Genomic DNA, 22,598 nt, shown 5'->3' with positions numbered 1-22,598 from the left:
CGTGAACTCCGGCTACGCCGTCCCCGCCGTCGCCCTCGTCGTGGTCGCCACCGTCCTCGTCGGCGCCTTCGGCCTGCGCATATCCCGCACCACCTCCGACTTCTACGTCGCCTCCCGCACCGTCGGCCCCCGCCTCAACGCGGCCGCCATCAGCGGCGAGTACCTCTCCGCCGCCTCCTTCCTCGGCATCGCGGGCCTCGTCCTCGTCCAGGGCCCCGACATGCTCTGGTACCCCGTCGGCTACACCGCCGGATACCTGGTCCTGCTCCTGTTCGTCGCCGCCCCGCTGCGCCGCTCCGGCGCCTACACCCTCCCCGACTTCGCCGAGGCACGGCTCGCCTCACAGGCCGTACGACGACTCGCGGGCGCCTTCGTGGTGGGTGTCGGCTGGCTCTATCTGCTGCCCCAACTCCAGGGAGCCGGACTGACGTTGACCGTTCTCACCGGCGCACCCGCGATGCTCGGCGGGGTGATCGTGGCGGTCGTCGTGGTGGCGACCGTGGCCGCGGGCGGCATGCGCAGCATCACCTTCGTCCAGGCCTTCCAGTACTGGCTGAAGCTCACCGCCCTGCTGGTCCCCGCCCTCTTCCTGGTCCTCGCCTGGCAGGGCGACGGCGCGCCCACGCACGCCTTCGAGGAACCCGCCGCCTTCCGCCGGCCGGGCGTCGTGCGCTTCGACTCCACCCTCGACCTGATGCTGGACCGGCCGCTGACCGTGACCGTCAGCGGCACCGTCGACGGCCGGCCCCTGGAGGGCACCCGGCTCGCCCTGCCGGCCGGGGTCCACCGCATCGAGCGGGGCACCCGGCTGACCTTCGCCGCAGGCGGCACGGTGCCATCGGCCGACCGCGGCGGCGGGTCCGGCATGTCGACCTCGCTGGCCGCCGGCCGCCAGGAGCGCCCGCTGTACGCCACCTACGGACTGATCCTCGCCACCTTCCTCGGCACCATGGGCCTGCCGCACGTCGTCGTCCGCTTCTACACCAGCCCGCACGGGGTCGCCGCCCGCCGCACGACCGTCGCGGTGCTCGTCCTGGTCGGCGCCTTCTACCTGCTGCCCCCGGTCTACGGCGCGCTCGGCCGGCTGTACGCCCCCGAGCTGACCCTCACCGGCGACGCGGACGCCGCCGTACTGCTGCTGCCCGAACGGCTGATCGGGGGCCTGGGCGGGGAACTGCTCGGCGCGCTGGTCGCCGGGGGCGCCTTCGCCGCGTTCCTGTCCACCGCGTCCGGGCTGACCATGGCCGTGGCCGGCGTCCTCACCCAGGACGTGCTGCCCGCGCGCGGCGTACCGCACTTCCGGCTCGGCACGGTGCTCGCCATGGCCGTACCGCTCGCGGCGAGCGTCCTGGTCGGCGGCCTGCCCGTGGCCGACGCGGTCGGGCTCGCCTTCGCCGTGTCCGCGTCGTCGTTCTGCCCGCTGCTCGTCCTCGGCATCTGGTGGCGGCGGCTGACCCCGCCCGGCGCGGCCGCCGGGATGCTGGTGGGCGGCGGCTCGGCGTTCGTGGCGGTCACCGCGACCATGGCGGGCTTCCCGGGCACCGGCGGACCGCCGCACGCCCTGCTCGCCTGGCCCGCCCTGTGGTCCGTACCGCTGGGCTTCCTCACCATGGTGCTGGTGTCCCTCGCGACCCCGGGGCGGGTCCCGGCCGGCACGGCGGCGGTGCTGGCGCGCTTCCACCTGCCGGAGGAACTGCGCGCCGAGGAGCTGCGGCCGGAGGCGCGGGCGTGAGCGGATTCCTGGCCGGCCTGTGCGTGGCCGCGCTGCCCCTGCTGGCCGCCGGATTCTGGCTGGGCCGGCGCACGGCCCGCCCGGAGAGCCAGGACGGCCTCGGCACCCCCGTCGAGCACGCCACCTTCCAGACCCTGCACACCGCGTCCCTCGCCGCGCCCCCGCTGCGCGAGGGCCTCACCGGGGAGACGGCCCGCAGATCGGCCCGTACCCTGCGCTCGCTGCTCGGCACGGACGCGCTGTGCCTCGCCGACGACCACGACGTCCTCGTCTGGGACGGCGCGGGCAGTCATCACCGGGCCGAGGTCAGGGAGCGGCTCGCGGGCCCCCTGGAGACCGGCCGCGGCGAGGCGTTCCGGCTGGACTGCGACGCCCCCGACTGCCCGGTGCGCTGGGCGGTGGTCGCCCCGCTCACCGTCGACGACCGGGTGCGCGGCGCGCTCGTCGCCTGCGCGCCCCGCGAGTCCGCGGTCCTGGTCCGGGCGGCCGGCGAGGTTGCCCGCTGGGTGTCCGTGCAGCTGGAACTGGCCGACCTCGACCAGTCCAGGACCCGGCTGATCGAGGCCGAGATCAAGGTCCTGCGGGCCCAGATCTCCCCGCACTTCATCTTCAACTCGCTCGCGGTCATCGCCTCCTTCGTGCGCACCGACCCCGAGCGCGCCCGGGAGCTGCTGCTGGAGTTCGCCGACTTCACCCGCTACTCGTTCCGCAGGCACGGCGAGTTCACCACCCTCGCCGACGAGCTCCACGCCATCGACCACTACCTGGCGCTGGTCCGGGCCCGCTTCGGCGACCGGCTCTCCGTCACCCTCCAGATCGCCCCCGAGGTGCTGCCGGTGGCGCTGCCCTTCCTGTGCCTCCAGCCCCTCGTGGAGAACGCCGTCAAGCACGGTCTGGAGGGCAAGGCCGACACGTGCCGCATCCAGATCACCGCGCAGGACGCGGGCGCCGAGGCCCTGGTGGTCATCGAGGACGACGGCGCGGGCATGGACCCCGCCCTGCTGCGCCGGATCCTCGCGGGCGAGGTCAGCCCGTCCGGGGGCATCGGGCTGTCGAACGTCGACGACCGGCTGCGGCAGGTCTACGGCGACGACCACGGGCTCGTCATCGAGACCGCGGTCGGGGCGGGCATGAAGATCACCGCCCGGCTGCCGAAGTACCAGCCGGGCGTGCACTCGGCGGGCCGGCTCACCGGGACGTGAGTCCCCGCCGTGCGCCCTAGGCGGGTCGGTGGTCGGTGACGATCATGGCCAGGGTGAGCAGGCCCAGCACGACCCAGCCGAACCACAGCCAGCCGTTGCTGCCGAGCGCCACCGTGTAGGCCGTCACCACGACGAGTCCGCTGAGGGTGAGCACCCCCATCGCTCTCGTGGAACCGTCCGTGGAACCGGGCATCGCGACACCCTCCTCAGGACACCCTGCTCAGGGTTCGTCCCCCTCCATGGTGCCCCGGTTCCGGCTCGGTGGTACCGCCTGTGCGTGTGCGAGGCGTCGCGAGGCACCGCCGGCGGCCGTCGCGCCACCGACCGCGCGCGGCCCGCCCGGCGTGGTGCCGGGCGGGCCGTCGGAGGAGTGCTCACCGCCGCCGTGGCGGCCCGGAGCGGTCTGCGGCGGGCCTCAGCGCCCCTGCGCGTTCAGGGAGGCCAGGTAGGCGTTGTACGCCTCCAGCTCCTTGTCCCCGTCGCGCTCCGCGGCCCGGTCCGAGCGCTTGGCCTGCCGCTGCTCGGACCCGTACCACTGGAACAGCAGTGCGATCAGTACCAGTACCGAGGGGATCTCGCTGAACGCCCACGCGATGCCGCCGGCCGCGTTCTGGTCGGAGAGCGCGTCGATGGCGAGCGAGGCGGGCGGGTTGCGGAAGCTGTCGACCATCGGCGTCGACGCCATCATCAGCGCGATGCCGAAGAACGCGTGGAACGGCATGCCCGCGAACAGCTCCAGCATCCGCATCAGATGACCCGGCCGGTTCGGCCCCGGGTCCACACCGATGATCGGCCAGAAGAACACCACGCCGACGGCGAGGAAGTGCACCATCATCGCGATGTGCCCCGCCCGGGAGCCCATCAGGAAGTCGAACAGCGGGGAGAAGTACAGGGCGTACAGGCTCGCGATGAACATCGGGATCGTGAACGCCGGATGCGTGATCACCCGCATGTAACGGCTGTGCAGCAGCGCCAGCAGCAGCTCGCGCGGCCCCTTGCGGCCCCGGCCCGCGACCGGCAGCGCGCGCAGCGCCAGGGTGGCCGGGGCGCCGAGCAGGATCAGGATCGGCGACAGCATGCTGATCACCATGTGCTGCACCATGTGCACGCTGAACATGACCATCCCGTAGTCGTTCAGCGCGGTGCACATCACCGCCATGACCGTCAGCACGCCGACGGTGAACGACACGGTCCGGCCGACCGGCCAGGCGTCCCCGCGCCGCCGCAGTCTGACGACCCCCCAGCCGTACAGGGCCAGGGCCAGCAGGCAGGCCACGAGGAAGAAGGGGTCCGCCGACCACTGAAGACCTCGTCCCAGCGTGAACGGCGGCAGATCCATGGTCATGCCGTGCCCGCTGTGATCCATCCGCCGGCTCCTGGTTCGTGGGGGTTGCGCGCTGTCTGTCCACAGCTGTCTGTCCGCACCCAGACTAGAGCCGCCCCCGGCCGCGACTGCGGCCGGGGGCGGCTGAAGCCCGCAAAAGCCCCTAGAGCACGCACTCCGCCTCGGCGTACCGGTCCTCCGGGACCGTCTTCAGCGTCTGCACGGCCTCCGCGAGCGACACCATCACGATGTCCGTGCCGCGCAGCGCGGTCATCATGCCGAACTCGCCGCGGTGCACGGCCTCCACCGCGTGCCAGCCGAAGCGGGTGGCCAGCACCCGGTCGTACGCGGTCGGCGTGCCGCCGCGCTGGACGTGCCCGAGGATGACCGGCCGGGCCTCCTTGCCGAGACGCTCCTCCAGCTCCACGGAGAGCTGGCGGGCGATCCCGGCGAACCGCTCGTGGCCGTAGACGTCCTTGCCGCCCTCGTCGAAGTCCATGGAGCCGGCCCTCGGCTTGGCGCCCTCCGCGGCCACGACGATCGCGAACCGCTTGCCGGCCTCGAAGCGCTCCCCGACCCGCCGCGCCAGCTCGTCGATGTCGAAGGGGCGTTCCGGTACGACGATGGCGTGGGCGCCGGCCGCCATGCCCGAGTGCAGCGCGATCCAGCCGGTGTGACGGCCCATGACCTCCACGATCAGCACGCGCTGGTGGGACTCGGCGGTGGTCTTCAGCCGGTCCAGGGCCTCGGTCGCGACCCCGACGGCGGTGTCGAAGCCGAAGGTGACGTCGGTGACCGCGATGTCGTTGTCGATGGTCTTCGGCACGCCGACGATGGGCAGGCCGTTGTCCGACAGCAGGCGGGCCGCCTTCAGCGTGCCCTCGCCGCCGATCGGGATGATCGCGTCGAGACCGAGCTCCTCGACATGGCCCCGGGCCCGTTCCACGCCGTCCCGCAGGTGCTCGGGGCGGACCCGGGAGGAGCCGAGGATGGTGCCGCCGCGGGCCAGGATGCCGCCCACGGCGTCGAGGTCGAGCTTGAGGTAGTCGCACTCCAGGAGACCCCGCCAGCCGTCCCGGAAGCCGATGACCTCGTCGCCGTGGTCGACCACGGCACGGTGCACGACGGACCGGATGACGGCGTTCAGGCCGGGGCAGTCGCCGCCGGACGTGAGGACACCAATGCGCATAGCCCGAAAAACCTTCTCCACGTGGGCCGGGGCCGAACCACGCTGTCCGGCGCGGACGTCGCCACCCTAGCGTCAGGAGGGGGCCGGAACGCACCGTGCGTCCGCCTGCTGGACGACCCCGCTCACCTGTGCGGACAGGGTGTCAGACGGGCCCGCTCACCTGTGCGGAAGGCCCGTCGGACGGGCGCCGGACGGGTGTCCGGACGGGTGTCCGACGGGCCTGTGCAGAGACGTTCAGGCAGGCTGCTGGGCGGCCGCGATCCGCTCGTTGCGCAGCGCCTCGTACCAGTGGTCGTCGATCGGCGGCAGCGCGTTCACGTCGAGGGCCAGCTTCAGCAGCAGGTCCGCGACCTGAGGGTTGCGGGCGAGCACGGGCCCGTGCATGTACGTGCCGAAGACCGTGTCGTTGTACGCGCCCTCCGTGCCGTCCCCCGTGCCGTTGCCCCGGCCGATCCGCACCTGGGCGAACGCGCGGGCGGTGGGGCCGAGATGGGTGACGCCCTGGTGGTTCTCGAAGCCGGTCAGCGGGGGCAGGCCGAGCCGCGAGTCGATGTCCGCGAGCACGTCGCCGACGCACCGTTCGCCGGTGCCGCGCTCCGTGGTCACGTCCAGCAGCCCGAGACCCGGCTCGCGCTGGCCCAGGTCGTTGACGAACTCCTGGCCGAGGATCTGGTACCCGGCGCACACCGAGAACACAATCGCGCCGTTCTCCACCGCCCGGTACAGGTGCCCGTCGCGGCGCAGCCGCTCGGCCGCGAGCCGCTGCGGCCGGTCCTCGCCGCCACCGATGAGGTAGATGTCGCCGGAGGTCGGGATCGGCTGGTCGCTGCGTACGTCCATCCGGGCCACGTCGAGGCCGCGCTGGCGGGCACGGCGTTCCACGACGAGGACGTTGCCCTGGTCGCCGTAGGTGCTGAGGAGGTCGGGGTAGACCCAGACGATCCGCAGTTGGTTGTCGCTCATGAGATGACCGTCCTTGGGGGTCAGTTGCCGACGCGGCGGCGCAGGTCCTGGAAGGCGGTGTAGTTCGCGATGACCTCGATCCGCCCGGGAGGTGCCATCTGCACGGCCTGGTCGACGCTCTCGCACACCTGGAAGTGCTGGTTGGCGACCTCCAGACGTACCGCGAGGTCCAGCTTCCGGTCGCCGATCACGAAGATCGGGTGGCCGGACAGCCGGGTGTAGTCCACGTCCCACAGCCACGAGGTGTCCGTGCCGTCGGCGCCGCGCGCGTTCACCGACAGGATCACCGGGGTCGGCGGCGGGTCGATCAGGGAGAACGTCTCCAGCCAGCCGGCCGGGTTCTTGGCGAGCAGCAGCCGCAGGTCGCGCTGCATGAACTGCACGACGTCGTAGCGGCCGGCCACGGCCTGCACCTGGTACATGCGCTCCAGCGCCACCTGCGGCGGCACCCCGAAGACGGCGGCGACCGCGGCCGAGGAGGCGGCGTTGGCCTTGTTGGCGCGGCCCGGCAGCTGGAGGTGGATCGGCCAGGCCGAACCGTGCGGGTCGAGGACGTGGTCGCCGGAGAGCGCCCAGCTCGGCGACGGCCGGCGGAAGCCGCAGTCGCCGCAGAACCAGTCGTCGCCCGGACGCTGCATCACACCGCCGCAGGACGGGCAGGACCAGGCGTCGTCCTTCCACATCTGCCCGGCTGCGACCCAGATCACATTGGCGGACGAGGACGCGGCCCACACGACCAGCGGGTCGTCCGCGTTGGCGACGACGACGGCCTTGGAACCGGCCAGGCCCTCACGCCAGTTCTCCGCCAGCATCCGCGTCTCGGCCGCGCGGTCGAGCTGGTCGCGGGAGAGGTTGAGCAGCGCGATGCACTTCGGGTCGGTGTCCCGGGCCACGCCCGCGAGGTACTTCTCGTCGACCTCTATCACCGCGTAACGGGCTTCCGAACCGCCCGCGAGCGCCGAGGTGATGCCGGCCGGCATGTTCGCGCCGAGCGCGTTGGACACGACCGGGCCCGCGGCGCCCAGGGCCTCCGCGATCAGCCGGGTGGTGGTCGTCTTGCCGTTGGTCGCCGAGACCAGGACGACGTCCAGGTTCTGGGCGAGCCGGGCGAGCAGGTCGGGGTCGAGCTTGAGCGCCACCCGTCCGCCGATCACCGAACCGCTGCCGCGCCCCGCTGCGCGCGATGCCGCCGCGACCGCCTTGCCCGCGGTCACGGCGATCTTGGCCCGCGGCGTGAGCGGGTCCGAGTTGCCTGCCATCAGTTCTCGATCCTCCTTGCGTACGCGCCGCGCCTCAAGCCGTTCGGCAACGTGGTGTGGACCTCAGCCTATCGAGATCCATTCACGCACCCGAACCCTGGCACCCCCGCGGCACCCACGCGACATCCGCGTGGCTGTCAGGACCGTACCCTTGCCGCCATGCGACACGGTCCGATCCCGGGCGCCCGCGGGCGCGTCCGGCCCCTCACCCTGCTCGGCGACCCGGTGCTGCACGGCCCGTGCGCCGAGGTCATCGACTTCGGTCCCGAACTGGCCCGGCTCGTGGAGGACCTGTTCGCCACGATGTACGCGGCGCAAGGAGTGGGGCTGGCCGCGAACCAGGTCGGCGAGGCGCTGCGGGTGTTCGTGTACGACTGCCCGGACGACGAGGACGTCCGGCATCTGGGGCACGTGGTCAATCCCCGGCTGGTCACGGCGGACGGACTGGTGCTGCGCGGGCCGGAGGGATGCCTGTCCCTGCCGGGCCTGGAGGCGGGGACCGAGCGTCACGACCACGCGGTCGTCGAGGGGTTCACGGTGACGGGCGAGCCGGTCACCGTGCACGGGACGGGCTTCTTCGCCCGCTGTCTGCAACACGAATGTGATCATCTGGACGGTACGGTGTACGCGGACCGGGTGACGGGATGGCGCGGCCACCGGCTCAGGCGGCAGGTGGAGCGGGCCCCCTGGCGCCGGTGACGCGTCGGCGCGCGCGGGCCGTCCTCCGGCGTCGCGGCGCGTACGCGCGGGCCGGTCTCCGGCGTCGCGGTGCCCGTCCGCACGCGCGAGCGGGCCGGGCTCGCCCGTCGCGCCGCGCGAAGCCGGACTGCCGCGCGAAGCCGGACTCCGGTGGCGCGGGGTCTCAGAACCCCGGGCCGCCCACCTTGTCGCCGGCCGCCGCCAGCCGGCCCCACAGCAGGTCGGCGAGACTGCGCACGAGTTCGGCGCGGGAGCACGGCCGTTCGCCCAGCCACCAGTCGCCGGCCGCGTGCATCATGCCGACGATCCCGTGTCCCCAGACCCGCGCGAGCTGCTGGCTGCCCGGACCCAGGTCCACCCGCTCCTCGATCACCTGGGCCAGCTCCTCGCCCATCCGGCGCAGCAGCGGCGCGCTGTGCTTGCCCACGTCGAAACCCTGGTCGCCGGACTGGCCGCCCTCCGCCGGGTGCATCAGGAACCGGTACACCTGGGGGCGTGCCTCGATGGCGGCGAGGTAGGTGTCGAGGGTGGCCTCGACCCGCTCGCGCCGTTCGGCGGGCGCGTCGAGCGCGGCCCGCAGCGAGGAGAGCAGGGCGTCCGTGTGCCGCGTGGCCAGGGCGGCGTACAGTCCGCCCTTGTCGCCGAAGTGCCGGTAGAGGATCGGCTTGGTGATGCCGGCCTCCGCCGCGATGGCGTTCATCGACGCCTGCGGGCCGTCGCGGAGCACCACGCGGTCGGCGGCCTCCAGCAGCTCGCGCCGTCGACGGTCGGCGGCCCGCTGCTGCTCGGTCCGCTGTGTGGTGTCCATGAGCTCTCCCCACCCGTGCTGGTTCGGTGACGCCTGCGCAAACTAACACTCAACACCCTCCTGACATCGAACGGGATGCCGACCGGTCATCAGGAGTTGACATTGCCTACCCGTCGGTAACAGACTCGCGTTACCGCTAGTAACATGCACGTGCGCCGCCGCTGGAGGGGACATGGCCGAGTTCACCATGGAGCTCAACGACGAACAGAAGGAGGTCCGGGACTGGCTGCACGGCTTCGCCGCCGGCGTCATCCGCCCCGCGGCCGCCGAATGGGACGAGCGTGAGGAGACTCCCTGGCCGGTCATCCAGGAGGCCGCGAAGGTCGGAATCTACTCCCTCGACTTCTACGCCCAGCAGTACTTCGACCCCACCGGCCTCGGCATCCCCATGGCCATGGAGGAGCTGTTCTGGGGCGACGCGGGCATCGCCCTGTCGATCGTGGGCACCGGCCTCGCCGCCGTGGGCGTCCTCGCCAACGGCACCGAGGAGCAGATCGGCACCTGGATCCCGCAGATGTACGGCGACGCGAACGACGTGAAGGTCGCCGCCTTCTGCTCCTCCGAGCCCGACGCCGGCTCCGACGTGGCCTCCCTGCGCACCCGCGCCGTCTACGACGAGGCCAAGGACGAGTGGGTGATCAACGGCACGAAGACCTGGGCGACCAACGGCGGGATCGCCAACGTCCACGTCGTCGTCGCCGTGGTCGACTCCGAGCTCGGCTCCAAGGGCCACGCGTCCTTCATCGTCCCGCCGAACACGCCGGGCCTGTCCCAGGGGCAGAAGTTCAAGAAGCACGGCATCCGCGCCTCGCACACCGCCGAGGTCGTCCTGGAGAACGTGCGCGTCCCCGGTTCCTGCCTGCTGGGCGGCAAGGAGAAGCTGGACGAGCGCCTCGCCCGGGCGCGGGAGCGGGCCAAGGCGGGCGGGGAGCGGGTGAAGAACGCCGCGATGGCCACCTTCGAGGCGTCCCGCCCGGCCGTGGGCGCGATGGCGGTGGGCACCGCCCGCGCCGCCTACGAGGTCGCCCTCGAGTACGCCAGGACCCGTGAGCAGTTCGGCCGGCCGATCATCGACAACCAGGGCGTGGCCTTCCAGCTCGCCGACATGCGCACGTCCATCGACGCGGCGCGGCTGCTGGTGTGGCGGGCCTCCTGGATGGCGGTCAACGGCCGGCCGTTCACGTCGGCCGAGGGGTCGATGTCGAAGCTGTTCGCGAGTGAGACCGCGAAGAAGGTGACCGGACAGGCCATCCAGATCCTGGGCGGCAACGGCTACACCCGGGAGTATCCGGTGGAGCGGATGCACCGGGACGCGGCGATCTACACCATCTTCGAGGGCACCAGCGAGATCCAGCGCCTGGTGATCGCCCGCACCCTGTCGGGCATGCCCATTCGCTAGCACGGCGGGGCGTGGGCCGGTCCGGCCCACGCCCCGAAGGCCACGTACCGGCGGCTCAGCGGTGCTTCAGCGGGGTCAGCTGCTCGATGTCGTAGCGCATCCTCAGTGCCTCGATCGCCTCGTGGTCCGGCGGGCCTCCGCCGTCCAGGATCTCCAGGAGCTCCTCGAAGTAGCGCTCGTGGTCCGGCGGCGGCGACGCCTGGAAGAACATCTTCGCGGGCGTCTCCGTCGGATTCGCGAACGCGTGCGGGCAACCGGGCGGTACGACGATCACCGTGCCCGCCGTCGCCCGCACCACCCGGTTGCCCGAACCCGACTCCCAGGTACGCCAGTTGTCGGGGGTGCGGACCCGGGGCTCGAAGGCGAGCACGTCCAGCTCGCCCTCGAGCACGTAGAACAACTCCTCGCTGCGCGCGTGCACATGGGCACCGACGTCGAAGCCCGGCGGGACCACCACCTCGAAGGTGGAGGACGTGCGCGAGTGCGTGCCGGTCACCTTGAACGTCACGTGCTGCGCGGGACTCTGGACCACCCGGCCGTGGCCGGGCGGCACCAGCAGTCCCTCGGTCGTCGTCATCGGGGGCTCACCAGGTGACGGGCAGGGCCTCGGGCCCGCGGATCAGCGCGCCCTTCCGGAACGGCACCTTCTCCGGCTCGACGGCCAGCCGCAGCTCCGGCATCCGGTCGAGCAGCGCGTCGACGAGCAGCTCGGACTCCAGGCGGGCCAGCATGCCGCCGGGGCAGTAGTGCGGGCCGAAGCCGAACGCGACATGCGGGTTCGGCGACCGCGAGAAGTCGATCGTCTCGGGGTACGGGAAGACGTCCGGGTCGCGGTTGGCGGCCAGGTAGGACACGTAGACCGGGTCGCCGGCCCGGATCCGTACGCCTCCGACCGCCACGTCCTCCAGCGCGATCCGGGACAGACCGACCGCGTTGCGGTGCGGGATGTACCGCAGGAGTTCGTCGATGGCCTGCGGCCGGATCTCCGGCTCGGCACGGAGCTGGCGGGCCAGGTTCGGCCGGGTCAGCAGGATGTAGAACATCTGCCCGCTGTTGTTGGTGACCGCCTCGCCGCCGATCTGGAGCAGGACCGCGAGCCCCACGGCCTCCTCCAGGGTGATCTCGTCCCGGCCCACGGCGGCGCCGAGCAGCGAGGTCACGTCCTCGTCCGTGCCGCCCTCCCGCCGGCCGATCAGGTCCGCGAAGTACGCGCCCATCTCGGCCTTGGCCCTCTCGCTGACGTTCGCGCCGTGCGAGGAGGAGAGGATCAGCTGGGTCCAGGTGTGCATGCCGTGCCGGTCGATCGCCGGGACGCCCATCAGCTCGCAGATGACCGCGATGGGGAAGGGGCTGAGCACCGTCTCGGTGAGGTCCGCGGGCGGGCCGTCCTGGATCAGCTCGTCGACCAGTTCGTCGAGCATCAGGCGGGACTTCTCCCGGATCCGCTCGACCCCCTTGGCCGTGAAGGCGGGGGCCACCGACCGGCGCAGTCTGGTGTGGTCCGGCGGGTCCAGGAAGCCGACCGCGCCGCGGGCCGGGACGAAGTGCGGGGCGAGCCGGGTGACCTGCTGGTCCATGACCGCCTCGCGGCCGAACCGGGGGTCGTTGGTCACCGTGCGCACGTCGTCGTGCCGGGTGACCAGCCACGCCCACCCCTCGCCGTTGGGGAGCTGGATGCGGGTGACCGGGCCCTCGTTCATCAGCTCGGTCAGGACCGGGTCGAAGTCGACGCCGGACAGATCGAGGGCCGGCCAGTGCCGGACCGGGGGCAGGGTCTCGGTGATCGTCCTCTCGGTCATGACGCCCCTTCGCCACTGATCCACCGGCCCAGCGCCATCTCGGCCGTGATGCCGGGGCCGAACCCGGCGAGCAGCCCGCGCGCCCGGTGCTCGGCACCGCCCTCGTCGAACAGCCGGCGCAGCGCGTCCAGGACGACGGCGCTGGCGATGTTGCCGTACTCGGTGAGCGTGGCCCGGCTGAACCGGAAGGCGTGCGGATCGACCTCCAGGAACTTGCTGAGGTCGTCGAGTATTCGGGGCCCGCCCGCGTGGACGATGTAGAAGTCCAGGTCGGCCGCGTTCCAGCCGTGCAGGTTCGCGAGGTCGTGGAGCGCCGGGGCGAGCGGCTCCATGGTGGCGGGCACCCGCTTGTCCAGCAGGAAGTGGAAGCCGGTCGCCCGCACGTCGTACATGATCCACTCCTCGGTCTTGGGGATCAGGTACGAGCCGTTGCGCTCCAGCTCGATGCCGGTGCCGCCCCTGCCGCGGACCGCGGCGGCGGCGATGCCGTCCCCGAACAGGCCGTTGGACAGCAGCGATCCGACGCCGAGGTCGGTGGGCTGGTAGCACAGCGAGCAGAACTCGCAGGCCACGATGAGCGCGTTGGCGTCCGGGTACGCCGTGCAGAAGTCATGGGCCCGGTTGATCGCGGCGCCGCCCGCCGCGCAGCCCAGTTGGGCGATGGGGATCTGCCGGGTGGTGCTGTCGAAGGCCATCTCGTTGATCAGCCACGCCGTGAGCGAGGGCATCATGAAGCCCGTGCACGAGACGTAGATGATCACGTCGACGTCGGTGGTGAGCAGTTCGGCCTCGTCGAGCGCGCGCTGGATGACCGCGGGGACCCGGGCCTTCGCCTCGGCCTGGTAGAGCTTGTTGCGTTCCTCGAACCCCGGGTGCTTGAGGGTCTCCTCGATCGGCTGCACGATGTGCCGGGTGCGGACGCCCGTGTTCTCGATCAGACGGAGGGCCAGGGGCAGTTGCGGGTGGTCCTGGTGGTGGTTACGCGCCAGCTCGAGCGTCTCCTCCATGGTGATGACGTACTCAGGGACCGACACCGAGGGCTTGCACAAAGTCGCCATGACCGTGCCTGCTTTCGCCGTCCGGAAGACCCCTTCGCAGGTCCTCCGGTCAGAAGGTGGTTCACCCGTGAGGGTGGTCCACCCACGATCACCCGACAGGGCGACGGTCTCTCGCTGGACTACTCCAATCGGGGGCCTCGGGACGCAGCGGGCGGTGCACGTCGAGGGCGTCCCGGAGCCGCTCCGGCCGACCGCGGCAGGGCGCGCGCGGGCCCCCGGCGCGGGCCACGCGGACGTGCCCGGAACCGCATACGTGTTCGGACCCGCGTGCGCGTCCGGATCCCGGGGGCGCGGCAGGCGACGAGCGGTCCCCGCTGTCGGCTGCCTATCCCCGCTGTCCGCTGCTGTGCGCGATGCACGCCACGTCGATCCGGTCGGCCAGCTTGGCCAGTTCGATGGTCAGCGCCGCGACCGTGTCCTCGTCCAGGCCGCCCTGACCGGCCTCCACCAGATGCAGCCAGCGGCCGCCCACCGTGCGCAGCAGCTTGCTGACGTCGGACGCCGACACCTGCAACGTGCCGCGGTCGTCGACGATCAGCGGCAGGGTCACTTCGCGGTTCACAAAGGGGATCGTAGCCGCGGAACGGTCACGCTCCCTGCCATACGGTGGTGATGTTGCAGAACTCGCGGATTCCGTGCCCGGAGAGCTCGCGCCCGTATCCCGACCGCTTCACCCCGCCGAACGGGAACGCCGGGTGGGAGGCCGTCATCCCGTTCACGAACACGCTGCCCGCCTCCAGGTCCCGCACGAACCGGTCGACCTCGGCCTCGTCCCGCGTCCAGACGTTCGAACTCAGCCCGAACGGGGAGTCGTTGGCGATCAGCACCGCCTCGTCCAGATCGCCCGCGCGGTACACCGTGGCGACCGGCCCGAAGGCCTCCTCGCGGTGGATGCGCATCTCCCGGGTGATCCCGGACAGGACGGTCGGCGGATAGTACCAGCCCGGTCCTTCGGGCCGTTCGCCGCCGCACAGCACGGCGACGCCGCTGCGCTTGGCGTCGTCGACCAGTTCCTCCAGGTCGGCCCGCCCCTGCTCGTTCGCCAGCGGACCGACCTCGGTGCTCTCCAGCAGCGGGTCGCCGACCTTCAGCGCCCTCATCGCCGCCGTGAAGCGCTCGGTGAACTCGTCGTACACGTCCGCGTGGACGATGAACCGCTTGGCGGCGATGCACGACTGCCCGTTGTTCTGCACCCGGGCGGTCACCGCGACCTGCGCGGCGCGCTCGACGTCGGCGGACGGCATCACCACGAACGGGTCGCTGCCGCCCAGCTCCAGCACCGTCTTCTTGATCATCTCGCCGGAGGTCGCCGCGACCGACCGGCCGGCCGGCTCGCTGCCGGTGAGGGTGGCCGCCTTGACCCGTTCGTCGCGCAGGATCCCGTCGACCGCGCCCGCACCGATCAGCAGGGTCTGGAAGGTGCCCTCGGCGAAGCCCGCGCGGTGGAAGAGGTCCTCCAGGTAGAGGGCGGTCTGCGGGACGTTGGAGGCGTGCTTGAGCAGGCCGACGTTGCCCGCCATCAGGGCGGGCGCCGCGAAGCGGACCACCTGCCACAGCGGGAAGTTCCACGGCATCACCGCGAGCACAGGGCCCAGCGGCCGGTAGCGGACCAGGACCCGCGAGGCGCCGGAGTCCCGCACGTCGGCGTCGGAGGGCTGCTCGTCGGCGAGCAGTTCCTCGGCGTGCTCGGCGTACCAGCGCATCGCCTTGGCGCACTTGGCCGCCTCCGCGCGGGCCTGCCTGACCGGCTTGCCCATCTCGGTGGTCATCACCCGCCCGATGTCCGCCTGGTCCGCCTCCAGCAGGTCGGCTGCCCGGTGCAGCAGGCGGGCGCGCTCGGCGAACGTCGAGGTGCGGTACGTACGGAAGGTGGCCTCGGCGAGCTGGAGCCGGCGTTCGATCTCCTCCTCGCCCATGGCCTCGTACGTCTTCAGCGTCTCGCCGTTCGCCGGGTTCACCGTTGCGATGGGCATGACCGTCCTCCCTGGGAGCAGGCTGTCTCTCGACCTTCGCGCGCGCCGCGGGGGACCGCAACGCGTGCGCGTCCGCTCAGGCAACGCCCGCGCGTCCGCTCGGGCCGCGCGTGCGCGTCCGCTCAGGCCGAGTGCTCCGTCAGGCGGTCGAGAAACGCGGTCTGTGCCTTGACGATCAGCTCCCGGGCCCGGTCGAGCGCGAACCACTCCACCCGGTCCAGCTCGGGGAACTCCCGGACCTGCCCGGACCGTGGCGGCCACTCCATCCGGAAGGTGCCCGGACGGACCGCCGCCGGATCGAGGTCGGCCTCCACCGCCCAGGCCGTGACGGTCTTGCCGCCGCTCTGCCGGACCTCCCCGAGCGGCACCGCCGCGCCGTCGGGCGGTGTCAGCCCCAGCTCCTCCAGGAACTCGCGCCGGGCAGCTTCCCAGGCGGGCTCCTCGGACCCGTACTCGCCCTTGGGCAGGGTCCACGCCCCGGCGCCCTTCCGGGCGAAGAACGGACCGCCCATATGCCCGAGCAACACATCGAGGCCATGATCGGTGTGCCGGAACAACAGCAGTCCGGCGCTGCGTCGGCCGCGGGCGGCGCTCACGGACGTACCTCCGGGTGCGCGGCGAGGAGCGTCTCCACGGTGTCCGCCTCCTCGGGGCGCTTGTCCGGCCGGTGGCGGACCACGCGGGCGAAGCGGAGCGTGACGCCGGCCGGGTAGCGGGTGGAGCGCTGGAGGCCGTCGTAGGCGATCTCGACGACGAGTTCGGGACGTACGGTGACCACCTGGCCGTCGTCGTCGACGGCCAGCTCCGCCAGCCGCTCGGTCTGCCAGGCGAGCATCGCGTCGGTCATGCCCTTGAAGGTCTTGCCGAGCATGGCGAAGCCGCCGTCGGCCGTGCGGGCGCCCAGGTGCAGGTTGGACAGCTTGCCGGTGCGCCGCCCGTGCCCCCGCTCGACGGCCAGCACCACCAGGTCCAGGGTGTGCACGGGCTTGACCTTCAGCCAGGCGGCGCCGCGCCGCCCCGCGCTGTAGGGGGCGTCCAGGGCCTTGACCACCACTCCCTCGTGGCCGCGCCGCAGGGTCGCGGCGAGGAAGTCCTCCGCCTCCCGGACGTCCTCCGGCCGCCCGGACACCAGCGTCCGCCGCACCCGCATCGGCTCGGGCACCAGCCCGACCAGCTCGGCGTGCCGCTCGGTCAGGGGCAGGTCGAGCAGATCCCGGCCGTCCACGTACAGCGCGTCGAAGAAGACGGGGGAGACGGGGACCGCCTCGGCGGCCGTGGCCACGTCCACCCGCGAGCCGACCCGCCCGGCGGTCTCCTGGAAGGACCGCGGCCGGCCGTCCGGGCCGAGCGCGATCACCTCGCCGTCCAGGACGAACCGCTCGCCGGCCAGCTCCCGCGCGGCGGCCGTCACCTCGGGCAGGCGGTCGGTGATGTCGTCGAGGGTGCGGGTGTGGACGCGCACGGTGGCGCCGTCGCGGTGCACCTGGACCCGGATGCCGTCCAGTTTCTCCTCCACCGCGCAGGCGCCCAGTCTGCCGACCGCGTCCGCGACCGAGGCCGCGCTGTGCGCGAGCATCGGCAGCACCGGGCGCCCGACGGTGAGCCGGAACCGGTCCAGGGCGGCGGGTCCGTCGGCGAGCAGCGCCTGCGCCACCGCCGGGAGCGAACCGGCCAGCATCACCGCCCGCCGTACGTCCGCCGCCGGCGCCCCCGTCGCCGCCGCCAGGCCCTCGACCGCGACCGCGTCCAGCGCGCCCTGCCGTACCTCGCCGGTGATCAGGCCGAGCAGGAACCGCTGCTCGTCCTCGGTGGCCGCGCCCATCAGCGCCCCGACCAGACGCGCCCGTTCGGCCTGCGAGCCGGGGCCGGACACCGCGGCGAGCCCGGTCAGCCGGGCGTCCACCTCGCGCACGGTCAGCGCCGGTGCGGCGGCCGCCGGGACGGGCCGGGACAGCACCTTCCAGCCGACGCCCAGCCGGCCCTGCGGCAGCCGCCCGGCCAGGTACGGGATGACGAGCGGCACGTCGTCCGCGTCGGCGTCCCGGAACAACTCCGCGAGCAGCGCGGTCTTCCGGGACCGCGCCGAGGCGGCGGAGACCTCCCGGGACACCTGCGCGAGCCGGCTCAGCAGCATGCAGCCATGGTGCACCGCGGGCGCGGCGACTACACCCGCACGGGCGCGTCGAGGTCGGCGAGGAGCAGCTCGCCGTTGATCGCGGCACCGGCCCGGTAGCCGCGGCTCGCCGCGTTCACCACCTGCTCGGCGAAGCCGGAGGCGCTCCCGGCCGCCCACAGCCCCGGGACGGTCGTCAGACCCCGCTCGTCGATCACCGGATACGCGCCGAACGGCGTGTCGCGCAGCTCGGCGCCCAGCCCCCGCGGCAGCCCGGCGCGCGGCGCCACGAACAGCACCTCACGCGCGTGCACCGTGCCGTCCGGGAGCCGGACGCCGGTGAGGCGGTCGTCGTCGACGACGAGCGTGCGGCGCCGGGCCCGGCCCAGGACCAGGGCGGCGGACAGCCCGGCCGCGCCGCCGCCGCCGACGATCACCTCGTACGTCCCGGTCGTCCCGTGGTTCTCGGTCGCCTCGTGGTTCTCGGTCATGGTGACCACCTTCGGGGAGACGGCCGCCCGCGTCCGGCGGAATTGACAAACGGCTTTGCCGAATCTGCAATACGAGGATGAGTACCGACGACGTTCTCGCGGAGGTGGGCCCCAGGCTGCGCCGGATCCGCAAGGAGCGGGAGGTCACCCTCGCCGCGCTGTCCGAGTCGACCGGCATCTCGGTCAGCACCCTCTCCCGGCTGGAGTCCGGCCTGCGCAGGCCCAGCCTCGAACTGCTGCTGCCGATCGCCCGGGCCCACCAGGTGCCGCTGGACGAGCTGGTCGGTGCGCCGCCGGTCGGGGACCCGCGGGTGCGGGCGAAGCCGATCATGCGGCACGGGCGTACCCACTGGCCGCTGACCAGGCAGCCCGGCGGACTCCAGGCGTTCAAGGTGTTCGAACCGCAGCGCGGCCTCGACCCGGACCCGCGCACCCATGAGGGCTACGAGTGGCTGTACGTGCTGTCCGGGCGGCTGCGGCTGGTGCTGGGGGAGCACGACGTGGTGCTCGGCCCCGGGGAGGCGGCGGAGTTCGACACGAGGGTGCCGCACTGGTTCGGGTCGACGGGGGAGGGGCCGGTGGAGTTCCTCAGCCTGTTCGGGCCACAGGGCGAGCGGATGCACGTACGGGCGCGGCCCTCGCGCCCGTGAGCCGGGGCCGGGGGCGGGGCCGGGGGCGGGTCCCGCACGGCCCCGGCGTCCGGGGCCGTGACGGATCCGACTGTTCCCTGATCGGCAAGCGACCGCTTAGTATGCGATCGACCGGTCGAGGACGCAGTCCCGTGGAGGCTTCGCATGCAGGCATGGCAGGTGCACGAGAACGGCGAGCCGAGTGAGGTGATGCGGCTCCAGGAAGTCGAGCGGCCCACGCCCGGCGACGGCCAGGTCCTGCTGAAGGTGCGCGCTGCGAACATCAACTTCCCGGACGCGCTGATGTGCCGCGGCCAGTACCAGGTCCGGCCGCCGATGCCGTTCACGCCGGGCGTGGAGATCTGCGGCGAGACCGAGGACGGACGCCGGGTGATCGCGAACCCGGCCCTGCCGTACGGCGGCTTCGCCGAGTACGCCGTCGCCGACGCCGCCGCCCTGCTGCCCGCCCCCGAATCGCTCGACGACGCCGAGGCCGCCGCGCTGCACATCGGCTACCAGACGGGCTGGTTCGCCCTGCACCGCCGGGCCCGGCTGGAGGCCGGCGAGACGCTGCTCGTGCACGCCGCCGCGGGCGGGGTCGGCAGCGCGGCCGTCCAGCTCGGCAAGGCCGCCGGTGCGACCGTCATCGGTGTCGTCGGCGGGGCGGACAAGGCGGCCGTCGCCCGCGAACTGGGCTGCGACGTGGTGATCGACCGGCGCGCCGAGGACGTCGTCGCCGCCGTCAAGGCGGCCACCGGCGGCCGGGGCGCCGACGTGATCTTCGACCCGGTGGGCGGCGACGCCTACACCCAGTCCACCAAGGTCGTCGCCTTCGAGGGCCGGATCGTCGTCGTCGGCTTCGCGAGCGGCACGATCCCGTCCGCCGCGCTGAACCACGCCCTGGTGAAGAACTACACGATCCTCGGCCTGCACTGGGGCCTGTACAACACCAAGAACCCGAAGCTGGTCCAGCACTGCCACGAACAGCTCACCGAGCTGGCCGCCCGGGGCGCGATCAAGCCGCTGGTGAGCGAGCGCGTCCCGCTGGGCGAGGCCGCGGCCGCCGTCCAGCGGGTCGCCGACGGCGTCACCACCGGCCGCGTCGCCGTGCTGCCCGCTCTGGAGAACGGAGCCGCCGCATGACCGACGCAGCCGAACTGCGCAGCCTCACCCAGGAGTTGCTGACCGCCTACCCGCCCGCCACCACGGACCGCACGGACTTCCTCAAGGCCCGGTTCGACGCGGGCCTGGCCTGGGTGCACTACCCGGTGGGCCTCGGCGGACTCGGCGCCCCCCGCTCCCTCCAGGCCGTCGTGGACGCCGAACTGGAGGCTGCCGACGCCCCCGACAACGACCCGCGGCGCATCGGCATCGGCCTCGGCATGGCCGCGCCGACGATCCTGCGCTACGGCACCGACGAGCAGAAGCAGCGCTTCCTGCGCCCGCTGTGGGTGGGCGAGGAGGTCTGGTGCCAGCTGTTCAGCGAGCCCGGCGCCGGGTCCGACCTGGCGGCCCTCGGCACCCGGGCGGTCCGGGAGGGCGACGGGGACTGGGTGGTCAACGGGCAGAAGGTGTGGACCTCCAGCGCGCACCTCGCCCGCTGGGCCATCCTCATCGCCCGCACCGACCCGGACGTGCCCAAGCACGCGGGCATCACCTACTTCCTGTGCGACATGACCGACCCCGGCGTCGAGGTCCGGCCGCTGCGCCAGATCACCGGTGAGGCCGAGTTCAACGAGGTGTTCCTCACCGACGTCCGCATCCCCGACTCGCGCCGGCTCGGAGAGGTCGGCGACGGCTGGCGGGTCGCACAGACCACCCTGAACAACGAGCGCGTCGCGATCGGCGGGATGCGGCTGCCCCGCGAGGGCGGCATGATCGGCCCGGTCTCCAAGACCTGGCGCGAGCGCCCCGAACTGCGCACCCACGACCTGCACCAGCGTCTGCTCGGACTCTGGGTGGAGGCCGAGGTCACCCGGCTCACCGGCGAACGGCTGCGCCAGCAGCTCGTCGCGGGCCAGCCCGGCCCCGAAGGCGCGGGCATGAAGCTCGCGTTCGCCCGCCTCAACCAGCAGATCAGCGGCCTCGAGGTGGAACTGCGCGGCGAAGAGGGCCTGTTGTACGACGACTGGACCATGCGCCGCCCGGAACTGGTGGACTTCACCGGCCGTGACGCCGGCTACCGCTACCTGCGCTCCAAGGGCAACAGCATCGAGGGCGGGACCAGCGAGGTCCTGCTGAACATCGTCGCCGAGCGCGTCCTCGGACTGCCGTCCGAGCCGCGCACCGACAAGGACGTCGCCTGGAAGGACCTGGCCCGATGAGCACCACGCCGGACCTGCTGTACTCGGAGGAGGAAGAGGCGCTGCGGTCGGCGGTGCGGGACCTGCTGACCGACCGCTGCGACCCGGCCGCGGTGATCGCGCGCACCGAGTCGGACGCACCGCACGACCTCGCCCTGTGGAAGACGCTCGCGGACGGGATGGGCCTGGCCGGCCTGCTGGTCCCGGAGGAGCTGGACGGCCAGGGCGCCACCCACCGCGAGGCCGCCGTCGTCCTGGAGGAACTCGGGCGGGCGGTCGCGCCGGTGCCGTACCTGACCAGCGCCGTGGTCGCCACCGAGGCGCTGCTGGAGTGCGGCGCCGACGACCTCCTCGCGCGGCTGGCCACCGCCACCTCGATCGGCGCGCTGGCCGTCGGACTGCACACCGCCCCGGGCGCCTCCTTCGCCACCGTACGGCTGGAGAACGGCACTCTGCACGGCGAGTTGACGGGCATCGCGGACGCGGCCGTCGCCGACCTGCTGCTCGTACCCGCCGACGACGGCGGGCTGTACGCGGTGGACTCCGCCGCCGTGACCGTCACCCCGCAGGTGTCCTTCGACCTCACCCGCCCGCTCGCCACCGTGCGGCTCGACGGCGCCGCCGGCCGCCGCGTCGGCGAGGCCGGACCGGCCGTCCGGCGCGCCCTGCGGGCCGGTGCCGGACTGCTCGCCTCCGAGCAACTCGGCCTGGCCGAATGGACGTTGACGGAGACGGTCCGCTACCTCAAGGAACGCAAGCAGTTCAACCGGCCCGTCGGCGGATTCCAGGCCCTCAAGCACCGGCTCGCCGGGCTGTGGCTGGAGACCGTCGGCCTGCGCGCCGCCGCCCGCAACGCGGCCGACGCCCTCGCCACCGGCGAGGACGCCGACGTGGCGGCCGCCGTAGCCCAGGCGTACGCGGCCTCCGTCGCCGTGCACGCCGCCGAGGAGGCCCTCCAGCTGCACGCCGGCATCGGCATGACCTGGGAGCACCCGGTCCACCTGTACCTCAAGCGGGCCAAGGCCGACTCGATCGCGTACGGCACGGCGGGCGCCCACCGGTCCGCGCTGGCCGAACTCGTCGACCTGCGCGCTCCCTGACCGCCCTCGGGTCCATCGGGTCCTGAGCCCGCCCCGCCCGGACGCCGGTCACGCCCGGCATCCACCCGGGGCGGGCTCTCGCGTGTGCCCGCGCGCACGGGGTGAACCCGTGGCCCGGAACGCGTTCGCCGAGGCACCGGTGGGTGCGCCCGCACCGCCCTGTGGAGCGAACTCCTCGCGGCCGGGGTCGACTACCTCAACACCGACGACCTGGCAGGCTTGGAAGCCTTCCTCGACTCCTACCGCCCCGCCGCGTAAAACCACTCGTTCGGCGGACAGGTCAACCGCCCGGACGGACCCTCCGCTACGCCACACTTACGGCCGAACGCCGCGAAGCGGACGTGGCGGAGGAGGTTGACGATGGCCATTTCCATCTCTGCGGTGCTGCTCCTGCTGATCCTGGCGGTGATCTTCCTGCGCAACGGCGGGCTGAAGATCTCCCACGCGCTGATCTGCGCCCTGTTCGGCTTCTGTCTCGCCGGCACCAGCATCGCTCCCACGATCAGCAGCGGGATCACGGCGACGGCCGACATGGTGAGCAGCCTGCATCCGTGATC

22 protein-coding genes and 2 pseudogenes are annotated in these 22,598 nt (G+C 72.7%); 10 read left to right on the top strand and 14 right to left on the bottom strand.

Features of this window, described 5'->3' with window-relative positions; translation table 11 throughout:
* Position 1: 1 nt before the first annotated feature.
* Positions 2-1,732, top strand: coding sequence for a sodium/solute symporter (locus tag ACWC24_RS09565; RefSeq protein WP_450662259.1), 1,731 nt, complete (start codon positions 2-4; stop codon positions 1,730-1,732).
* Entirely contained in the window at positions 1,729-2,934 is a 1,206-nt protein-coding gene (locus ACWC24_RS09560; RefSeq protein WP_450662258.1) for a sensor histidine kinase, read from the top strand. The genes ACWC24_RS09565 and ACWC24_RS09560 overlap by 4 nt, the downstream gene beginning before the upstream one ends.
* Positions 2,935-2,950: 16 nt before the next feature.
* Here ACWC24_RS09560 and ACWC24_RS09555 read toward each other — a convergent pair whose 3' ends face one another.
* From ACWC24_RS09555 to ACWC24_RS09535, 5 genes are all read right to left on the bottom strand, one after another.
* Positions 2,951-3,127, bottom strand: coding sequence for a hypothetical protein (locus ACWC24_RS09555; RefSeq protein WP_450662257.1), 177 nt, complete (start codon positions 3,125-3,127; stop codon positions 2,951-2,953).
* Positions 3,128-3,349: 222 nt separating this feature from the next.
* Positions 3,350-4,300, bottom strand: coding sequence for a cytochrome c oxidase assembly protein (locus ACWC24_RS09550; RefSeq protein ID WP_450662256.1), 951 nt, complete (start codon positions 4,298-4,300; stop codon positions 3,350-3,352).
* 121 nt (positions 4,301-4,421) lie between these two features.
* Positions 4,422-5,447 carry a 6-phosphofructokinase gene (locus ACWC24_RS09545; protein ID WP_392618025.1) on the bottom strand — a complete coding sequence of 342 codons (1,026 nt, stop codon included), beginning with the start codon at positions 5,445-5,447 and terminating at the stop codon, positions 4,422-4,424.
* Positions 5,448-5,681: 234 nt separating this feature from the next.
* On the bottom strand, positions 5,682-6,410 hold the full coding sequence (locus ACWC24_RS09540) for a type 1 glutamine amidotransferase (protein ID WP_450662255.1): 729 nt from the start codon (positions 6,408-6,410) through the stop codon (positions 5,682-5,684).
* 20 nt (positions 6,411-6,430) lie between these two features.
* Entirely contained in the window at positions 6,431-7,669 is a 1,239-nt protein-coding gene (locus ACWC24_RS09535; protein WP_450662254.1) for a MurT ligase domain-containing protein, read from the bottom strand.
* Positions 7,670-7,828: 159 nt separating this feature from the next.
* On the opposite strand from ACWC24_RS09535, the gene def reads away from it, so the two are divergent.
* Entirely contained in the window at positions 7,829-8,368 is a 540-nt protein-coding gene (gene def, locus ACWC24_RS09530) for a peptide deformylase (RefSeq protein WP_450662253.1), read from the top strand.
* A 163-nt stretch (positions 8,369-8,531) separates the two neighbouring features.
* On the opposite strand, the gene ACWC24_RS09525 is transcribed toward def, so the two are convergent.
* Positions 8,532-9,176, bottom strand: coding sequence for a TetR family transcriptional regulator (locus tag ACWC24_RS09525; RefSeq protein WP_450662252.1), 645 nt, complete (start codon positions 9,174-9,176; stop codon positions 8,532-8,534).
* Positions 9,177-9,348: 172 nt separating this feature from the next.
* On the opposite strand from ACWC24_RS09525, the gene ACWC24_RS09520 reads away from it, so the two are divergent.
* The gene (locus ACWC24_RS09520) at positions 9,349-10,575 is read left to right on the top strand and encodes an acyl-CoA dehydrogenase family protein (protein WP_450662251.1); all 1,227 of its coding nucleotides are present in this window, start codon (positions 9,349-9,351) and stop codon (positions 10,573-10,575) included.
* Positions 10,576-10,630: 55 nt separating this feature from the next.
* Here the strand turns inward: ACWC24_RS09520 and ACWC24_RS09515 are convergent, their stop codons facing one another.
* From ACWC24_RS09515 to ACWC24_RS09480, 8 genes and pseudogenes are all read right to left on the bottom strand, one after another.
* On the bottom strand, positions 10,631-11,152 hold the full coding sequence (locus ACWC24_RS09515; RefSeq protein WP_450662250.1) for a cupin domain-containing protein: 522 nt from the start codon (positions 11,150-11,152) through the stop codon (positions 10,631-10,633).
* Between the two features lie 7 nt (positions 11,153-11,159).
* Complete coding sequence (locus ACWC24_RS09510; RefSeq protein WP_450662249.1) at positions 11,160-12,374, bottom strand: cytochrome P450; 1,215 nt, start codon at positions 12,372-12,374, stop codon at positions 11,160-11,162.
* A complete protein-coding gene (locus ACWC24_RS09505; RefSeq protein WP_450662248.1) occupies positions 12,371-13,432 on the bottom strand; it encodes a type III polyketide synthase in 1,062 nt (353 codons plus the stop codon). The genes ACWC24_RS09510 and ACWC24_RS09505 overlap by 4 nt, the downstream gene beginning before the upstream one ends.
* A gap of 325 nt (positions 13,433-13,757) precedes the next feature.
* Positions 13,758-13,994: a DUF6213 family protein gene (locus ACWC24_RS09500; RefSeq protein WP_450662247.1), complete on the bottom strand. Its 237-nt coding sequence runs from the start codon at positions 13,992-13,994 to the stop codon at positions 13,758-13,760.
* A 25-nt stretch (positions 13,995-14,019) separates the two neighbouring features.
* The gene (locus tag ACWC24_RS09495; protein ID WP_450662246.1) at positions 14,020-15,405 is read right to left on the bottom strand and encodes an NADP-dependent succinic semialdehyde dehydrogenase; all 1,386 of its coding nucleotides are present in this window, start codon (positions 15,403-15,405) and stop codon (positions 14,020-14,022) included.
* Between the two features lie 122 nt (positions 15,406-15,527).
* Entirely contained in the window at positions 15,528-16,001 is a 474-nt protein-coding gene (locus ACWC24_RS09490; protein ID WP_450662245.1) for an NUDIX domain-containing protein, read from the bottom strand.
* A complete protein-coding gene (locus ACWC24_RS09485) occupies positions 15,998-17,539 on the bottom strand; it encodes an ATP-dependent DNA ligase (RefSeq protein ID WP_450662244.1) in 1,542 nt (513 codons plus the stop codon). Before ACWC24_RS09485 ends, ACWC24_RS09490 begins: the two co-directional genes overlap by 4 nt.
* A gap of 29 nt (positions 17,540-17,568) precedes the next feature.
* A pseudogene (locus ACWC24_RS09480) lies at positions 17,569-17,883 on the bottom strand (thioredoxin reductase); the annotation flags it as partial.
* A 203-nt stretch (positions 17,884-18,086) separates the two neighbouring features.
* On the opposite strand from ACWC24_RS09480, the gene ACWC24_RS09475 reads away from it, so the two are divergent.
* The 6 genes and pseudogenes from ACWC24_RS09475 (at position 18,087) to ACWC24_RS09450 (ending at position 22,596) form a co-directional block, all read left to right on the top strand.
* Positions 18,087-18,659, top strand: a complete 573-nt coding sequence (locus ACWC24_RS09475; RefSeq protein ID WP_450662243.1) for a helix-turn-helix domain-containing protein — start codon at positions 18,087-18,089, stop codon at positions 18,657-18,659.
* A 144-nt stretch (positions 18,660-18,803) separates the two neighbouring features.
* Positions 18,804-19,781 (top strand): NADPH:quinone oxidoreductase family protein, encoded by a 978-nt coding sequence (locus tag ACWC24_RS09470; RefSeq protein ID WP_450662242.1) that lies wholly within the window; start codon positions 18,804-18,806, stop codon positions 19,779-19,781.
* The gene (locus tag ACWC24_RS09465; protein WP_450662241.1) at positions 19,778-20,962 is read left to right on the top strand and encodes an acyl-CoA dehydrogenase family protein; all 1,185 of its coding nucleotides are present in this window, start codon (positions 19,778-19,780) and stop codon (positions 20,960-20,962) included. Before ACWC24_RS09470 ends, ACWC24_RS09465 begins: the two co-directional genes overlap by 4 nt.
* Complete coding sequence (locus ACWC24_RS09460; RefSeq protein WP_450662240.1) at positions 20,959-22,041, top strand: acyl-CoA dehydrogenase family protein; 1,083 nt, start codon at positions 20,959-20,961, stop codon at positions 22,039-22,041. The genes ACWC24_RS09465 and ACWC24_RS09460 overlap by 4 nt, the downstream gene beginning before the upstream one ends.
* A 141-nt stretch (positions 22,042-22,182) precedes the next feature.
* Positions 22,183-22,299 (top strand): annotated as a pseudogene (locus tag ACWC24_RS09455) (hypothetical protein); the annotation flags it as partial.
* A 102-nt stretch (positions 22,300-22,401) separates the two neighbouring features.
* Positions 22,402-22,596, top strand: a complete 195-nt coding sequence (locus ACWC24_RS09450) for a hypothetical protein (RefSeq protein WP_152891974.1) — start codon at positions 22,402-22,404, stop codon at positions 22,594-22,596.
* Positions 22,597-22,598 lie beyond the last annotated feature (2 nt).

Source organism: Streptomyces sp. NPDC001443 (assembly GCF_053597355.1).
The sequence above is the reverse complement of the archived record's forward strand: the minus strand, read 5'-3'. Positions and strand labels throughout refer to the sequence as shown.

Bases quoted from the DNA above. Each gene is read 5' to 3' on its own strand.
- ACWC24_RS09555 (WP_450662257.1), bottom strand. From the start codon at position 3,127: ATGCCCGGTTCCACGGACGGTTCCACGAGAGCGATGGGGGTGCTCACC.
- ACWC24_RS09550 (WP_450662256.1), bottom strand. From the start codon at position 4,300: ATGGATCACAGCGGGCACGGCATGACCATGGATCTGCCGCCGTTCACG.
- ACWC24_RS09545 (WP_392618025.1), bottom strand. From the start codon at position 5,447: ATGCGCATTGGTGTCCTCACGTCCGGCGGCGACTGCCCCGGCCTGAAC.
- ACWC24_RS09540 (WP_450662255.1), bottom strand. From the start codon at position 6,410: ATGAGCGACAACCAACTGCGGATCGTCTGGGTCTACCCCGACCTCCTC.
- ACWC24_RS09535 (WP_450662254.1), bottom strand. From the start codon at position 7,669: ATGGCAGGCAACTCGGACCCGCTCACGCCGCGGGCCAAGATCGCCGTG.
- def (WP_450662253.1), top strand. From the start codon at position 7,829: ATGCGACACGGTCCGATCCCGGGCGCCCGCGGGCGCGTCCGGCCCCTC.
- ACWC24_RS09525 (WP_450662252.1), bottom strand. From the start codon at position 9,176: ATGGACACCACACAGCGGACCGAGCAGCAGCGGGCCGCCGACCGTCGA.
- ACWC24_RS09520 (WP_450662251.1), top strand. From the start codon at position 9,349: ATGGCCGAGTTCACCATGGAGCTCAACGACGAACAGAAGGAGGTCCGG.
- ACWC24_RS09515 (WP_450662250.1), bottom strand. From the start codon at position 11,152: ATGACGACGACCGAGGGACTGCTGGTGCCGCCCGGCCACGGCCGGGTG.
- ACWC24_RS09510 (WP_450662249.1), bottom strand. From the start codon at position 12,374: ATGACCGAGAGGACGATCACCGAGACCCTGCCCCCGGTCCGGCACTGG.
- ACWC24_RS09505 (WP_450662248.1), bottom strand. From the start codon at position 13,432: ATGGCGACTTTGTGCAAGCCCTCGGTGTCGGTCCCTGAGTACGTCATC.
- ACWC24_RS09495 (WP_450662246.1), bottom strand. From the start codon at position 15,405: ATGCCCATCGCAACGGTGAACCCGGCGAACGGCGAGACGCTGAAGACG.
- ACWC24_RS09485 (WP_450662244.1), bottom strand. From the start codon at position 17,539: ATGCTGCTGAGCCGGCTCGCGCAGGTGTCCCGGGAGGTCTCCGCCGCC.
- ACWC24_RS09475 (WP_450662243.1), top strand. From the start codon at position 18,087: ATGAGTACCGACGACGTTCTCGCGGAGGTGGGCCCCAGGCTGCGCCGG.
- ACWC24_RS09470 (WP_450662242.1), top strand. From the start codon at position 18,804: ATGCAGGCATGGCAGGTGCACGAGAACGGCGAGCCGAGTGAGGTGATG.
- ACWC24_RS09465 (WP_450662241.1), top strand. From the start codon at position 19,778: ATGACCGACGCAGCCGAACTGCGCAGCCTCACCCAGGAGTTGCTGACC.
- ACWC24_RS09460 (WP_450662240.1), top strand. From the start codon at position 20,959: ATGAGCACCACGCCGGACCTGCTGTACTCGGAGGAGGAAGAGGCGCTG.
- ACWC24_RS09450 (WP_152891974.1), top strand. From the start codon at position 22,402: ATGGCCATTTCCATCTCTGCGGTGCTGCTCCTGCTGATCCTGGCGGTG.